Below are 15,931 nucleotides of genomic sequence, written 5' to 3'. Positions count from 1 at the left end.
AATGACCGCTATCCACGATTCACGATCCAAAACTTGCCGTTCCGGATCGTCCGACTTTGCGGTCATACGGCATCACAAAAGCGTGCAGGGCAGGGGGCCGAAATGAGACGTGAGTGTAATGCGCCGCATTACACTAACTTGACAGCGCATGTAATGTATGACATTACAAATCCATGGAGATCGAAAGCATCGATCACAAAAACCTCCGCAAGTTCTTCACGACAGGGAAGGCGAGGGGGCTCATGGAGGTGGAGCGGCTTCGCAGGATGCTGGCCTTTATCGATGCGACCGGCTCATTTGATGAACTCGCCATTCCGCCGAACTATGGTTTCCATGCGCTGACAGGGAACCGGGCGGGCTGGTTCGCGATGACAGTCACGAAGAACTGGCGGCTTGTTTTTACGAAGGTTGATGAGACAACCATTGCCCATCTCGATCTGGAGGATTGTCACTGATGGCTCTCAAGATGCATCGTTCTCTGGCCGTTCATCCAGGCGCCTGGCTCAAGGAAGAGATGGTTTTGCCTTACGGTATTAGCGTCACCGATCTTGCCAATCGCTTTGGCGTGTCGCGTCCGCCTCTGAGCAATCTGCTCAACGGTAAGGCTGGGTTGTCGCCTGATATGGCGATCCGGTTCGAAAAGGCCTTTGGCGTTTCAGCAGCGACCTTGTTGCGCATGCAAGCAGCCTATGACCTCGCGCGCGCTGAGGAAATGGCCGATAGCATCAAGGTCGACCGCATTCCGGAACCGGTTTAGTCGGCAAAGGCCGCGCGCTGGCGTTTGAACCTCCATCGTAGGGGAGCGGCCATCGTCCACGTTATGTCAATTAGGCGGGAATTCGGCTAAAATCAGGCGCATTTTCAAAGGACCACGACGCGCTGATAATATGCATTATGTAAACCAAGATTTTTTCTTTAGGTCCGTGGTGTTTTGATGGCTTGATCAGACAAATTGAGAACAGTCTCCGGAGCGCCGCCTTCACAAGCCGGCGATCAGTGCAAAAGCCATTCTCGCCTGCATCTCTCCCAAGCCACCTTAGGCATTACCTCGAATGCAGCCCTTCCAGTTACGATGATATACTTCTGCCGTATTAATATGAAAACCTGCTCTCTGCCTATAACTTGCGGCGCATAATAAGACGTTCCCAAACCTTATGACAGATATACCCGATCGTGAAAAATATTAGAGAATAAAGCATCTTTACTAAAAAATTAAGCGTAATGCTTTCAACCGTAAATTCAAAATGTCTCTCAATAGACGTAAAAGCTGGATTATTGGTCATAAAAAGACACGATACTGTAATTATTGACGCAGATAACGGTGCGATTGTCAGACCAATAGACCACCGATCCGAAGACCATCCCAAAATGAATAGAGTGAGCCACGCGATAACGATCATCTTACCTCTCCCTTCTGGTAAATCTTCAACTTTATTGCCCTCGAATTTGATATTCAGGCCGTGGTCGCGGTGCTCCTTTCCGTGAGGATCACAATGTCTTACTCGCTGCACGCGCTAGCATTCTGTCGAAACCTCAATGATTACGACTTAGTTTTCCAGAGTGTCTAGCACCGCCGTCTCTTTAATCCCCTTTGTAGTTCTCATAACTGTCTATGTAATCTGTTCTATCGAACTCTGCGAATATGTTTCTAATATGATGTTAAAAACTCGACTGACAAACCTAATATCTAAAATTTCCATTAGAGGTTGGCCGGATTCTCAACTACCTGTGCAATGAACCGTAGGAAGCGCGCCGCGTCGTCTCCATTGATCACGCGGTGATCATAGCTGAGCGATAGTGGCATCATCTGCCGGGGTTCAAATTCTTTTCCAGTCCAGTGCGCCACATTGCGCATCGGCGTGACGCCAAGGATCGCCACTTCTGGCGGATTGATGATTGGCGTAAAGGACGTACCTCCGATACCGCCCAGCGAGGAAATGGTCATCGACCCGCCTTCCATCGCGGCCATAGGCAAGCCCTTTTCACGCGCTTGCTTGCTGGTCGCGCTAAGCTCGGCGGCCAATTCGTCGACAGTCTTGCGATCGGCGTCGCGTAGTACGGGGACTAGCAGTCCAGGAGGTCCGTCGACCGCGATGCTGATATTGAAATACCGTTTTCGGATCAATTCCTTCCCGTCTTCGGATAGGGAGCTGTTGAACTGCGGGAACTGCTGTAGTGCTACGACCAGCGCCTTGATTAGGAAGATCAGGGGAGAAATCTTGCGATCCGGGCCAAAACTTGCCCGAAATGCTTCCAACGCGGTGACATCAAAATCGTCATTGTGAGTGACATGCGGGATGGTGTTCCAGCTCGCGGTAAGACGCTTCCCTATAACACGTTGAAAATTCGATGTGTCCGCAACCTCGACGGCGCCAAACTGACCTAGATAATCCTTCATATCTATAGCTTTGCTGCGTTACTTTCGTTCCAAGGTAGCCATATCGATCACAAACCGATATTTTGCGTCGTTGCGCTCCATGCGTCCAAAGCCTTCGTTGATGTCTGCCATGGCGATCAATTCGCATTCTGGCAGGATTCCGTGGTGGGCACAGAAATCCAGCAGTTCCTGTGTTTCGACGATGCCGCCGATCATCGATGCGGAAAGGGAGCGTCGCCGCATCAGCAGATTGCCCGAATGAAAGCGGGGTACCATGTCGATCGCGCCAATCAGCACCACAATTCCGTCGCGCCCGACAAGGTTGAGGTAAGGTGTCATGTCGTGAGCTACGGGGATGGTGTCGAGTACAAGGTCGAACCGCCCGAATGCCGCTTACATGGCATCGGCATCTTTCGACAGCAGCACATCATGCGCACCCAGTGCATGGGTCAACTCCACTGCAGTTCGAGGCGCGGGACAAAGGTTATATTGCCGACGAAGTAGGACGGCGCGAACCCGTCCTTGAATCGGAACTGCGGAATTTCCGCGAGAAAGACCTCAAGCGCCGTCTGAAGCTCGAACCGGGCAAGATGCATGCCGAGGCATTTGTGGATGCCTCCGCCAAGTGCAATGTGAGGAGCCTTACGGTCGAAGCGCACTTCGGAAGGGTTGTCGTGCTGTTCGGGATCCTGATTGGCGACAGGGGTGCAGACCGATACATATTCGCCCGGCATAATTTTCTGACCATGTATTTCCAATTCGCGCGTCGCAATGCGGAATGCCGTAACCGGACCATAAACCCGCAGGAACTCCTCGACCGCCAGGACAATCTTGTCCGGATTTTCGCGTAGTTCCTTCTGCTGATCGGGGTGGCGTGCGAGATGACAAAAGATGTTGCCAAGCATCGTCGTAACCGTGTCGAGGCCGCCGAGGAACAGGTTGAAGCAGTGGCCAAGCACCTCCTCGTCGTTCCATTTGCGGCCGTCGTCGACCTCGAAATCGAAGATGCGGGTGATGTAATCGTCTCGTGGATTGGCACGGCGGTCGGCGATTTCGCCGCGAAGGTAATCGACCACATGCGTTACCGCGGCGACGCGCACTTTCCAGTCATTGGTGTGGAGCATGTCCTTTTCCCAGACGAGGAATTCGGCCATCCGATCCTGCGGCAAACCCAGAAGATCGAGCACGATGAAGATCGGGAAGCGTTCCGAAAACTCGTTGACGAAGTCGCAGGACCCGCGGCCCTTAAATACATCGATAAGGTCATGCGCGCGGCGACGCAGATCGTCCTTCATTGCCGCCATCTTCTGCGGCGAGAATTGGGGGTTGAGCGCCTTTCGATAGAAGGTGTGGCTCGGCGGATCAATTTCCGTAGGCACCACCAGCCAGTTTTCATCGATGCTTTGCGACCACTGCCCCATCCCGTTCTTGGTAAAATTTTCGGGATCGCGCAGCAGTGCCATCGTGTCTTGATAGCCGGTAAGTAGCCATCCCGGCTTGTCGCCGGGGAAAATGTTCGTGACATAGGTGATTGGCCCCAGAGACTTGTGCATTTCGGGGATCATCTTTTCCTGTGGGCAGTCCTTGACTTCCTCACGTGCGAAAAACGGAAGGCGCATCGCCTTTTTGGCGGGTACATGGGCCGGGATTTCCTGGGTTGCAGCGCTAGCCATCCGATTTCTCCACCATTCTTGTTTTGTTGCCGCCGCTTCGGGTCATCGATAACCCTGCCGACATCTTGCGGGCCTGCGCGACTGAAGATTGACGCGTCCTATAGCGGCCGACGATGTGCCCTCACGCCCCAGGTAAAAACCTCTCTTAAGATAGGTATGCGCAGCCGAACCACATCGTGCCGTTGCACCAACATCGTCGTTCAGCCCCAACAGCAACCGGCCATCGGGTAGGTTGCATACCATCTAAGGGCACGCACTTTCCGCGATAAGCAGGAGCGGCATTACGGAGAGGATGATGGATCGCCTAAAAGGTAAGGTCGCGATCGTGACCGGCGGTGGCAGCGGAATCGGCGATGCCAGCGCCACGATGTTCGCTTCGGAAGGCGCGACCGTCGTTGTCGCCGACATCGTCGCGGAAAGTGCAAGGCGCGTTGCCGATAGGATCGTTGCCAACGGCGGTCAGGCGATGGCGATGACGGTGGACATCAGTGATACCGAAGCTGCCAAGACTATGATCGATACAACCGTTTCGCAATTTGGGCGGGTCGACGTCTTGTTCAACAACGCCCTGTTCGTGAACTCCGAAATGGCGATGCGCGATGCCGACTTTCTGGCCTTCGACCCGGAGATATTTCTCGCCAATCTAAGGGTGAACGTGATCGGTGCGGTGATGGCCAGCAAGTTCGCCATTCCCTATATGCTGGAACAGGGCGGCGGATCCATCATCGCGACGTCGTCGGGCAGTTCGCTTGGCGGAGACGTTACGGCGTATAGCTACGGATCGTCAAAGGCCGCGCTGAACTGGTTCGTTCAGGCAATCGCCGCGACTTATGGCAAGCAAGGGATCCGCAGCAACGCAATCTTGCCTGGCCCAACCCAGACCCCGTCCAAGATAAAGTGGTCCACGCCAGAAATGGACGAGGCTTTCATTGAGGTGCTCAATACACCTTTCATAGGCGAGCCAGAGGATATTGCCGCCATGGCGCTCTTCCTCGCCTCCGACGAATCGAGATATGTCAATGGACAGCTTTATTCGGTGGACGGCGGCCAGAGCTGCACCGTTCCTTTCATAAGCGTTACGCGCAAGATGCAGGCAAAGGCCTGAAACCAGGAGATCGCCTCGTGGGTAAGAAGCAAGAAGACTATGTCCGCGAATTCCACGCCGCATGGGGCGATGGCACGGCGGAAACCAAGCCCGACATCGATAAGATCCTTTCGATGATGTCCGACGACGCCGAGTGGCAATTATGGGTGCCGGGCGGACCGGTCATCAAAGGACAGGAAGCGCTTCGAAAGGAGATCGAGCAGCAAAGTAGAGTCGCCACGCATAATAAATGCAACGAAGTCAACATCTTGTCTAACGAACGCATGGTGATGCAGGAACGTTCGGATACCGCCTATATCATGGGAAATTGGTGCCCGCACCAGATGGTCGCGATCTACGAATTCGACGAAGATGGCAAGATCGCGAAGTGGCGCGAGTATCTCGACATGGCCGATCTGACAAAGAAGATGGGAGTGAGCCAGGACTTTGCCGGAACCGACGAACTTTCTGCCTAGGTTCGTCATGATACGGCGCCGGCATGAACGCTAAGCTGCAGCGAATTGTGCCGGATTGCCCAGCTTATCCAAGGACCCAGCGACATGAGCTCTACGAATGGCGATCCGGCCTACAGTGACGAGGCATTGGCGCGCATTCACCTGGTGGTGGAAGAGACAGTCGGCGGTCGCATCGTTTCCTCCCAGCGGCAGGTCCGCTGGCGGCCTGCGTGGTTTGTGGCGGTCGAGAAGGAAGGAGCGACCGAGACCATCCACCTCCGCGGAGACCGGGGCGGCAATGTCGCGATCTTTCCGGACCTGAAGCGGGAGGCCGACATAATCGAAGTGCTCTACGATCACGGCATCCCCGTGCCGCAGGTCTATGCTTATGTCGCTGATCCGCCGTGCATTGTCATGGAATCGATCAAGGGCACACGGGACCTGTCAGATCTGACCGACGATGAGAAACGCAACGTCGGACGTGAATACATGCAGGCCGTGGCCGCCATGCACGCCCTGCCCCTTGAGCCATTTGTCGCTATCGGTATGGACCGACCGGAAGAAGCTCAAGCCATCGCTTTGGTTGGGCTTGAGGCATATATGCCGCAGTACAGGCGCACGAAAGCACGGCCCGAGCCGCTGCTCGAGTTCGTCATCCAGTGGATCCGCCGCAACGTCCCTCGCCACCGCGACAAGGCCAGCTTTATCCAGTTCGATTCGGGCCAGTTTCTTGTCGAGGACGGCAAGATGACCAAGCTCTACGATTTCGAATTCAGCATGATCGGCGACCCCATGGTCGACCTTGCCACAATGGGCATGCGCAATACCATTGAGCCGTTAGGCGCACCGCTGCCCGAACTCGTGCGATATTACGAGGAAGCGAGCGGACAGCCGGTGGATCACGACGCGATCCTTTTCCATGTGCTTCAGTTCTCGCTGCTAGGTACGATGCAGTTCACCGGCACGGTGGCAAGCCCTGAACCGGCTGATCCCCACTCCGTCTACCTACAGTTCGATCTCGCCCTGCGCCGCTCGATCCTGTTGGCCCTGTCGAAGCTCGCCGACGTTCCCTTGCCGGATCTCCCCGAACTTCCACGGCGCAAGGGCGATCATGCTGCCTTGATGGCCAAGCTTGCCGATACAGTCGGCTCGATCACCCCGTCGGATGAGCTCGCGGGGTCCCAAAGGGCTCAAGCCCTCGAACTTGTGGAGTGGGCGGAGCGTGCTGATGCCTACGGGGCGGAGGTCGTCAGGCAGGATATTGCCGATGTAACGCAGTTGTTGGGAGAAGACTTCGCCGACTGGCCCAGCGCTGAGGCGGCGCTGGAACATCGCGTTCTGGAAGCCGGACCTGATCAGGACATGGCGCTGATCCAACTGATCGCGCGGATCGAGGGGCGCCGCCTTCGACTGTTCGGGCCGACTTCCATCGGCGAGGCTGCGCTGAACGTCCGACTGCCGCAGACCCGCTGATGCTGGCAGCGATCATCAGTGAATTGGGCGGCGATCCGGTAATCAGGGAGTTTCCGGCTCCCCCCGCACAGCCGGGCACCTCGATTGTGCGCGTTCTTGCGGCCGGGTTACAGCCGACCGACATCATGCGGTCGAAGGGCGTCTATAATCCGCCCAGTCCCCCCTATGTTATCGGAGGTGAAGGAGTCGGCTTACTTGAGGACGGTCGGCGCGTTTATTTCGGGCACTCGATCGCGGGCTATGGCTCGGCCTGCGAGTGGACTGCAGTAGCTGACGAGGAAATCTGGCCCTTGCCCGAAGATGTCCAAGCAGAGCAGGCTATTTCGCTAGCCATATCGGGAACCGGCGCGCTGATCCCCCTCCAAGAGGCCAAGGTGAAGCCAGGGGAAACCGTACTGGTGCTGGGCGCAACCGGCCCGCTTGGCCAGATCGCATTGCAAGTGGCGAGGCAACTGGGTGCAGGGCGAGTTGTGGGCGCGGGACGTAGCGCCGATGCGCTGTCCATCCTGATCGACCGCGGTATCGCCGACGCGGTCGTCCAAATAGGAACCGGAAATGACGACGCCGCACTGAGCGTTGCCGGTCCATTTGAAATTGTTCTCGACTGCGTATTCGGCGCTCCCGCCCAAGCGGCGGTGCGCGCGATGGCGGCGGGAGGGCGCATGATGAGCATCGGCGTCGGAGCCGGCATGCACCTCACCGTCTCGCTGGCCGAACTGGTCGGCAAGTCGGTTCACGGCATTGGCACCGGGCAGAGACCGGTCGCCGAGCGCCGCGCCGCTTTCGACCGTTTGATTGCATGGCATCGAGAAGGAAAGCTTTCGGTGTCAATTCGGTCATTCCCACTCGAACGCATTGCCGAAGCCTGGGCGCTGCTGAGTGACAGTTCTCACGGCAAGGTGGTGCTGCATGTGGACCAAGCCTCCCGTTCGCACAGCAATTCCATCGCCCAATAAACAGGAATAACCCCATGCCTGGGCCGAATTGAAGCCCCACGGTGTCGATGTGCTGGCTCTCCTTTTTCGGATCGCCGATACGCCCAAGCTGCGCGAGACGCTGCCCGCTAGAACATTCCAATAGACGCTACAGGTGCTGTAGCTCCAGAGCGCCTGACGTACCAGGCGATCCGCGCCCTTCCCGACGTAACTGTCTACAATTTCGACGATGATGGCGCCGATTGATCGCGCCGGACAACCCCTCCCCTCGATAGGTCAGAATGGTAGCCGCCCCGTGCACATCAAGCCCAAGGCGGCGATAGCGACCGCCAAAGGGAGGTATGGATGCGCATCAGGACCCTATCCACTCGCACTGTCGTTTCCGTTCTGCTTTCGACCACTATCGCCGCCCAAGGGGCTTTCGCGCAAGACGCGACGGTGGACGATCAGGCAAGGGACGACGACAGTTCTGCCAAAGTATTCGGGTACGGGGATGAGATCGTCGTTACCGCTCGCCGTACTGAAGAGGACATCCAGTCGGTACCCGTGTCAGTCACGGCATTTAATGCCGATACCCTGCGCAGCGCCACGATCCGCGACACACAGGATCTGCTGGTCAAAACCCCTGGCATATTTCTTGCCGGTTCGGGAGGGCGCGAAAACACCAACTTTTCGATCCGCGGCCAATCAAAGGCGCTCGCGGGGAACAGCGCGCCGGGGGTAATCAGCTATTTCGCCGAGGTGCCCGCGCCAACGCTTGGGTCCAGCATCCCGACTTACGACCTTTCGTCGGTGCAGGTGCTGAAGGGCCCTCAGGGCACCTTGTTCGGCCGTAATACTACCGGCGGCGCGATCCTCTATTACCCGACAGCTCCGAATTACGACATCGGCGGCTACGTGACCGCGACTTACGGTAACTACGATTCGCGCATCCTGGAAGGCGCTCTGAACATTCCGGTGGTCGCCGACATCGCCGCGTTGCGCGTGGCGGGGCAGTACCAGAAGCGTGACGGGTGGACGAAGAACATCGGCATCGGCGACGATGCCGACGATTTAAACTCGCGCGCATTCCGCGCGTCCCTCCTGCTCGAACCTTTTGACGGATTCAGCAACACTACGATTTTCGATTACTACCGCAACCGTTCCACCGGCGGCGCGTCGGTGCTCTACAACGTACTGGATGGACCCAACGCGCTGACCGCCACTGGTACACTGGCGGCCGCACAAGAGCAGCTGGCTCTGCAAGAGGCTCGCGGGCCGCGGGTTATCAATTCGGATGTCGATGCCTTCGAACGCGTAAAGCGGATCGGCGTGACCAACCGGACGGAAGTCGAATTTGGACCTGACGTAAGTTTCGTGAACATCTTCGGGTACCGCAGTACCGATGTCGACTATTTCTCCAGTGTCGATGGACTGCCGACCCTTATTTCGGACGGGTCAGGCGCAATTCCGGCCGGACTTCCCGTTACCGTGGTCGGGGGCCGACAAACGTCTGACGTCGAACAGTTCTCCAACGAGGTGCAGTTCAAGGGCAAGCTGATCGATGACCGGTTGGACTGGCTGGTTGGTGGATTCTATCTAAAAAGCAAGCCGGTCGGGCCGAGCGGAACCTATATTCCCGTGTTTATCCTGCCAGGAATTACGGACGCGCCATTCAACTACAGCTTCTATACAGAAGAGAGCAAGGCGCTCTTCGCCAATCTCGGCCTGTCGCTGGATGGCATGACAGATGGGCTTCGTCTCAATGCGGGGTTCCGGTACACTTGGGACGACATCGAGGCGTGCGTCGGCGGCGGCACCACGAACCAACCGGAAGTCTCTCCGGCGGAATGCCGTGCAGGAACGAGCGATATCGTCAATTCAAGCATCAACGAGACCTCGTCCAAGGCACCGACGTGGACGCTGGGTCTGGATTGGCAGATCGACCCGGATCTATTTGTTTATGTAGTCACCCGCCGCGGTTACCGCGCAGGCGGCATCAATACCCCTACGCTTGCGGGGCTCCTTACGCCTTACCAGTCATTTGCGCCGGAAAAAGTTACTGACCTCGAAGCGGGCGTTCGTTCCGATTTCGAAGCGGGAGACCTGCGTGTCCGACTGAATGCGTCACCCTTTATCGGTTGGTACGACAACGTACAGGTGCCGATTTCCGGCCTGAATACCAACGCCGCATGCGGCACCGGGCCGGGTGGAAGCAATCCCCCCTTCTCTTCGCCCGATGGCGATTGCGATGCTTCTAACGACCCCAGTGGCGGCACGTTGCTAGTCAATGCGGGCAAGACGCGTGTGGCAGGTATCGACCTGTCGGCTCGGGCCGCGCCCAGCCAGTCCCTCTCCTTCGATATCGGAGCCACATTCCTCGACCTGAAGTCACGCTCACTTACCGTCGAGCCATTTCTGGCCGCCTATCTTGCTACCCCGGAAGTGCCCTTCAACCTTGTGCCGACGACCACGGTGACCGCCGGTGTAGACTGGACCCTGCCGGTTCCGGACGCGTTCGGAACGTTCAAGTTGGGGGCAGACTACTACCACTCCAGCAAGGTAAGCTCCTCTGACGCGATCCTGCCTGCCTATGACCTCGTAAACGCCCGTCTGGACGTCGAAGGCATTGCCGGTAGCTCGATCGATGCGGCATTTTTCATGCGCAACGTCTTCGACAAGGAATATCTGGCCTCTTCGAACGTCGGATCGAACGCACTGGGTATTAACAGCGGGTTCTATGGCGCGCCCCGCACGTATGGTGTCGAACTGCGGGTCACGTTCGGAAAATAGCATCGCTTGGTGTCGACGTACGGTTGCCTTTGCAACGCCCGCCCAGGTTCTCGGAGGAATCGAATGCAGTGACGTGCCTTTCGTAAGAAAGGTTCATCGCCGCTCGGCGCCATCCAACCTGAATGAAAATAAAGAATACGACCGCGCATGCACCGGCGCGCGCAATGCCGGCCTGAGCAGTTTGGAGTGGAGTGTCCAATGAATAGAGAGATGAAACCGCATATACGCGCGATCTACAGCGAGTGGAATGCCAATAATCTTGGCGGCGTATTAGCTGCATTCGAGGCTTTGGGTCCTGGCGGCTTCACGGTCGAATATGTCGGCAGCGAACCTATCGAAGGCAAAGCGGCTGTCCAGGAGATGTGGGAGACATACGGCCCAAGCTGCACAACCGAACTCGTGCATTTGCTGGTCAATGGCAACGAAGCTGCGGCCTTGGTGCATAACATCATTGCAGGCGAGACGGGCCAAACGGTTCTGCCCAGCATCGAAACCTATCATGCCGACGGGGATATTCTGCGCGTAAGATACTTCCACAGGGATCCCGCGAAGTGAGTGCCCAAGAAAAGCGAACGACAGGCGAACTTCGATGAAATCCGGAGAGCCACCTCGGTCGGCGACCCCTTCCCCCGCATATAGCTGGTACGTTCTTGCCATTTTGACGGCGGTTCAGACCACCCACGGTATCGACCGGGCAATCATCGGCCTGATCCTTGAACCGATGGGTCGGGAGTTCGGATTGAGCGATGGCCGGCTCGGCGTTCTTGCGGGATTTGCTTATGGTATTTTCTTTGCGATGGCCGCGATTCCGTTCGGCGTCGCGGTCGATCGCTTCAATCGGCGCAATATCATGGCTGCCGCGTTGACCGTCTGGAGCGCCTCGACCGCGTTCTGTGGTCTTGCGGTCGGATTTTGGTCGATGTTCGCCAGCAGGGCCGTGGTCGGGATTTCGGAAGCGGCCGGATCGCCGACCGGTATTTCCATTCTCAGCGATTATTTCGACAAGAACCGCCGCGCTACGGCAATCGGCATCTGGTATCTCAGTTCGGGTGTAGGTTTGGCGATAGCCTTCGTCGCGGGCGGCGCGATCGTGCAAAATTTCGGGTGGCGCTGGGCATTCATTGCGGCGGGTATTCCAGGCATCCTGCTAGCGCCGGTCTTGCTGTTCGGCGTGCGCGAACCGGTGCGTGGGGGCATGGACGCCAGCGAATATCCGGCCAGCAACAAACTTGCGACGAAGACCGGTCTGCGTTCCCGCATCGCCGAATTGCTGGCGCGGCCCGGACTTGCCCATTGCATCTTCGCAATCATTCTGATCGCCACCGGCATCTATGGGATGAGTACATGGCTGACGACATTTCTCATTCGTGTGCATGGCATGCCGATTGCCGATGCGGGACTTCTCATCGCCATATCATATGGGGTACTTGGCTCGGCGGGCGGCCTTGCCGCTGGATGGGCGGTGGATCTGCTGAACCGGCGCAGGGGCGGTTTCAATCCTGTTCGGACCGCACTGTTCGGGGCGATGATCCCCTTTGCCACTGCATTGACGGGGCTTGGGACGGTATATTTCGACAATCTCGGGCAGGTTATCGCAGCCATGCTGATGTGTGGCTTCTTCAGCGCTTCCTATAACGGGCCGGTCTATTCCGTGATCGTCCACCAGGCGGGACCGCGCCTGCGCGGCCTAGCCGTATCGCTGGTGCAATTGGGGGCCAACCTTATCGGGGTGGGCGCCGGCACCTATCTGATCGGCGCCGTAAGTGAAGCAGTTGGCGGGACGAGAGGCGTCGCCTGGGGCATCGGCTTTGCGATGATCTTCGTGGCCTGGGGGGGATTGCACCTTCTGCTGGCTACGCGGTCCATCCGGATCGGACAACAGGGCACGGAACTGGCTGCCGCCGATTAGCAGATTCTACTAAAGGGAGGGAAACATGCGAGAATTCGATCCCGAGATACGGGACCCGCTAGACGATTTCGAAAAGCGCAAAGTGACGCTCCTGGGAAAGACCAAGACCGTCTATGTGGCCGGAAGCGGTCCCGCCGTAATCGTGATGTCCGAAATTCCCGGGATCACACCCTATGTGGCGCGTTTCGCCCGCTGGGTCCGCGATGCGGGGCTGACGGTGTACATGCCCTCCTTGTTCGGACGCGACGGTGAGATGCCCGGCGCCGGTCAGGCCATGCTGACCGTGGCGCGCGCCTGTATCAGCCGCGAGTTCCATGCTTTTGCCTCGAACTCCTCAAGCCCGGTGACGAAATGGCTGCGCGCGCTGGCTGCCGAAGCGCACCGTGAATGCGGCGGAAAAGGCGTTGGCGCGATCGGCATGTGCTTCACCGGCAATTTCGCCTTGTCCATGATGCTGGAAAAGGCGGTGGTCGCGCCCGTGCTGTCGCAGCCTTCGATGCCGATGCACAATGGTTCGGGCCTGCACATATCTCCCGAGGATCTCGCGAAGGTGAAGAAACGCATGGAGACCGAAGACCTTACGGTCCGCGCCTATCGTTTCGAGGGTGACACGTTCTGCCCGGCACAACGCTTCGCAGCCTATGAGAAGGCGCTGGGCGATCGCTTCGTCGGCACCGTATTGCCTGACAGCGCAGCAAACCCGGAAGCCCCTCTCAAAACGCCGCACAGCGTTGTAACCTTGCACCTGATTGATGAGGCCGATCAGCCTACTGTGACTGCACGAGACGAGATCATCGAGTTCTTCCGCTCAAGCCTTTTCATGGACGGGCCCGAAAGCCGTGCTAACGCGGCAGGCGGTTAACCCAAGTGGCAATGACCGATCAGCCATCTTCGCCGGACGTTCCGGTAGGCAGCCGCTCCTCCGTTGATCCTGCACAATACATCAGGTTGACGTGAGACGCACCGCCTGCGCCGATTAGGCATACTTTATTCCCGTGCAACGCACGGTCATCACACTCCCGACCCGAAACCGGCTCCGGTGCGGCGGGGCATTGGCGCGACCAGCCATAGGCGCGCTCATGATCAGGAGGATGCTTTGACCGATCAAGTCTTGGACCAGAAACTCGATACGCAGTCCTACGAAGTGCGCGATAGTTACTTCGGACAGCCTTACATCGATCGCGACGAATATCGCGAGAAGCCCTATCCCCATCGCAACGTACACGGCGGTTTCGAGAATACCGATACAAGGTTCACTTTCTATTTCCCCGCCAAGGAAGAATGGGGCGGACGCATGTATCATCCCCTGGAGGGTGCGCATGCCGGGCATGAAGAGGCATTCGCGGGCGCGATGGGCGAACTGCTTGGCGGACTTGAAATGATGGTCGGCCTTGGCGGGTATATGGTGGAATCGAATAGCGGCCACATCGGGGACGACATCGATCCGCGCGCAGGAGTGGACCCGGGCCTCTACGGCTATCGCGCCAGCGTGGAAAGCGCCCGCTTCTCCAAGTATGTTGCCCGACAGATTTACGGGCGCGAACCCGATTACAGCTATGTCTGGGGCGGCAGCGGAGGTGGACGCCGGTCGCCTCTGTGTCTCGAATATTGCGGCGGCGTCTATGATGGCGCCCTGCCCTTCATGGGCGGCGGAAACGTCGAGCCACACGGCACGAATTCAAGGGTCCGCAGCGAGCAGCCGGTTCACTTCGGAGCGATGTTCAATGTTCAGCGCCTTCTGCGGGGCGAAAAGCTAGAACGGGTTATCGATGCCATGCAACCCGGCGGCAGCGGCAATCCGTTCGATGGGCTGTCGGTCCACGAACGAGAGGAACTCGCCAATCTCTACCGTCTCGGATATCCGCGCGGCGACGAATTCATGATTGCTAAGCCGATGGGGCAAATCTGGCTGTGGACCTCGATCGCCGGGATGCTGCTGGAAGAGGATGCCGAATATTTCCACAATTTCTGGAGCGAGCCCGGCTACATCGGGCATGACGAGCGCCAATGGATAGAGCATGATCTGATCGACGCGCAGGCCCGGATCACGCGCATCATCACCGTACAAGACATGATCGGTGAGGAATTCTCGGGACCCGAATTCGCCGATGCCAAGCCGATGGCGGTCATGCGCGCCTCATCCACTGGAGAGTGGGATTTGCCGATCGGGATCGAGGTTGACGGGCTGTCTGGCGGATACCGTCAGGGCGCAGGCGTCAGGATCGAAACCGGAGATATTGCAGGCCGGCAACTCTATTGCATGCAAAACGTCGGCAACATGTTCTTTTGCGACGGACGGGCCGAAGCCAATCTGGAACGGTTCCGCGGCGCGAAAGCCGGAGACTTGGTGCACATCGACAATCACGCGTTTCTCGCGTTCTGCTACATGTATCGCTACCATTTGTCGAATGACGCGCTGAACGATTTCCTTCGGGTGGACGGTCAACCGGTCTTTCCCCAACATGGCGTGCCGCTGGCCTCTCCCTTGATGGGTGTACCCTACTCGGGTCAGTACGAAGGCAAGTTGCTTTGGATCCACCACACGCATGACGCGTCGCTCTGGCCGCCCCAAGGGGTCATCTACAAACAGGCGGTGGAGCAGGCGCAAGGGCCGGAGAAAGCGCGGGATAAATTCCGCCTTCAGTGGACTGAAAATGCCGAACACGTTCCCCCCATGCTGCTGCCCAGCCATGCACGGCGGGCAACGACCACCTGGCTGATCGACTATATGCCTTCCATCGAGCAGGGCCTGGTCGATCTGGCAGCCTGGGTCGAAAAGGGCGTCGAGCCGCCTGAAACGAGCTATTCGTTTGCAGACGGCAAAGTCAGTCTGCCCAAAACTGCGTTGGAGCGCGGAGGAACGCAGCCCGTCGTGCGAGTGCAGGCCAATGGTGCGCCATTGGCCGAAGTATCGGCAGGGGAAGACGTCACCGTCGTCGTAGACGCGGAGGCACCGCCACAGGCCGGAACCTTTACGCAATTGCATTGGGCAACAAACCCAAGCGGCACGTTCGATCGTGAAAGCAAGGTCGAACCTGGCAAGACCGCCTTGAGCGAAACCATTTCCTGCCGTTTCGATCAGCCTGGTACCTATTTCGTAACCGCCCGCGTGCGGCTTAACCGGGAAGGCAATCCAAACGCTCGGCGCCAGATCGAAAATCTGGCATCTGCGAGAATTATCGTGCGCTGACCGCACGCACCCTTGAAATGAAGAAGGGAGCCGCACGCCTTGTACGGCTCCCTTCTTTTTCGT

At 57.7% G+C, this 15,931-nt stretch carries 14 protein-coding genes; 11 read left to right on the top strand and 3 right to left on the bottom strand.

Annotated features, from left to right (window positions below):
• The first annotated feature begins 173 nt into the window (after positions 1-173).
• On the top strand, positions 174-455 hold the full coding sequence (locus tag A9D14_RS15150) for a type II toxin-antitoxin system RelE/ParE family toxin (protein ID WP_066849786.1): 282 nt from the start codon (positions 174-176) through the stop codon (positions 453-455).
• Complete coding sequence (locus A9D14_RS15145) at positions 455-757, top strand: HigA family addiction module antitoxin (protein WP_066849783.1); 303 nt, start codon at positions 455-457, stop codon at positions 755-757. Before A9D14_RS15150 ends, A9D14_RS15145 begins: the two co-directional genes overlap by 1 nt.
• Positions 758-1,699: 942 nt before the next feature.
• Here the strand turns inward: A9D14_RS15145 and A9D14_RS15140 are convergent.
• From A9D14_RS15140 to A9D14_RS15130, 3 genes are all read right to left on the bottom strand, one after another.
• A complete protein-coding gene (locus A9D14_RS15140; protein WP_066849777.1) occupies positions 1,700-2,398 on the bottom strand; it encodes a 2-oxo acid dehydrogenase subunit E2 in 699 nt (232 codons plus the stop codon).
• Positions 2,399-2,416: 18 nt separating this feature from the next.
• Entirely contained in the window at positions 2,417-2,716 is a 300-nt protein-coding gene (locus tag A9D14_RS15135) for an MDR/zinc-dependent alcohol dehydrogenase-like family protein (protein ID WP_066849774.1), read from the bottom strand.
• A gap of 110 nt (positions 2,717-2,826) precedes the next feature.
• Positions 2,827-4,050 (bottom strand): cytochrome P450, encoded by a 1,224-nt coding sequence (locus A9D14_RS15130; RefSeq protein ID WP_066849766.1) that lies wholly within the window; start codon positions 4,048-4,050, stop codon positions 2,827-2,829.
• Positions 4,051-4,345: 295 nt separating this feature from the next.
• Here A9D14_RS15130 and A9D14_RS15125 point away from each other — a divergent pair, with 295 nt between their 5' ends.
• The 9 genes from A9D14_RS15125 to A9D14_RS15085 all read left to right on the top strand — a co-directional run bounded on the left by A9D14_RS15125 (position 4,346) and on the right by A9D14_RS15085 (position 15,868).
• Positions 4,346-5,155 (top strand): SDR family NAD(P)-dependent oxidoreductase, encoded by an 810-nt coding sequence (locus A9D14_RS15125; protein WP_066850660.1) that lies wholly within the window; start codon positions 4,346-4,348, stop codon positions 5,153-5,155.
• A 17-nt stretch (positions 5,156-5,172) separates the two neighbouring features.
• Positions 5,173-5,610: a nuclear transport factor 2 family protein gene (locus tag A9D14_RS15120; RefSeq protein WP_066849763.1), complete on the top strand. Its 438-nt coding sequence runs from the start codon at positions 5,173-5,175 to the stop codon at positions 5,608-5,610.
• 84 nt (positions 5,611-5,694) lie between these two features.
• The gene (locus A9D14_RS15115; RefSeq protein ID WP_066849760.1) at positions 5,695-7,062 is read left to right on the top strand and encodes a phosphotransferase; all 1,368 of its coding nucleotides are present in this window, start codon (positions 5,695-5,697) and stop codon (positions 7,060-7,062) included.
• Entirely contained in the window at positions 7,062-8,018 is a 957-nt protein-coding gene (locus A9D14_RS15110) for a quinone oxidoreductase family protein (RefSeq protein ID WP_066849756.1), read from the top strand. Before A9D14_RS15115 ends, A9D14_RS15110 begins: the two co-directional genes overlap by 1 nt.
• 324 nt (positions 8,019-8,342) lie before the next feature.
• Positions 8,343-10,769, top strand: coding sequence for a TonB-dependent receptor plug domain-containing protein (locus tag A9D14_RS15105; protein ID WP_083988098.1), 2,427 nt, complete (start codon positions 8,343-8,345; stop codon positions 10,767-10,769).
• Between the two features lie 198 nt (positions 10,770-10,967).
• Positions 10,968-11,324: a nuclear transport factor 2 family protein gene (locus A9D14_RS15100; protein WP_066849745.1), complete on the top strand. Its 357-nt coding sequence runs from the start codon at positions 10,968-10,970 to the stop codon at positions 11,322-11,324.
• 34 nt (positions 11,325-11,358) lie between these two features.
• A complete protein-coding gene (locus A9D14_RS15095) occupies positions 11,359-12,678 on the top strand; it encodes a spinster family MFS transporter (protein ID WP_066849743.1) in 1,320 nt (439 codons plus the stop codon).
• Between the two features lie 25 nt (positions 12,679-12,703).
• On the top strand, positions 12,704-13,540 hold the full coding sequence (locus tag A9D14_RS15090) for a dienelactone hydrolase family protein (protein WP_066849741.1): 837 nt from the start codon (positions 12,704-12,706) through the stop codon (positions 13,538-13,540).
• Between the two features lie 234 nt (positions 13,541-13,774).
• Positions 13,775-15,868, top strand: coding sequence for a tannase/feruloyl esterase family alpha/beta hydrolase (locus A9D14_RS15085; RefSeq protein ID WP_232469085.1), 2,094 nt, complete (start codon positions 13,775-13,777; stop codon positions 15,866-15,868).
• The last annotated feature ends 63 nt before the right edge of the window (positions 15,869-15,931 follow it).

Origin of the sequence: Croceicoccus marinus (assembly GCF_001661675.2) — a bacterium.
Classification (GTDB): domain Bacteria; phylum Pseudomonadota; class Alphaproteobacteria; order Sphingomonadales; family Sphingomonadaceae; genus Croceicoccus; species Croceicoccus marinus.
Note: the sequence above shows the minus strand (reverse complement) of the source record. Positions and strands in the feature narration are given on the sequence as shown.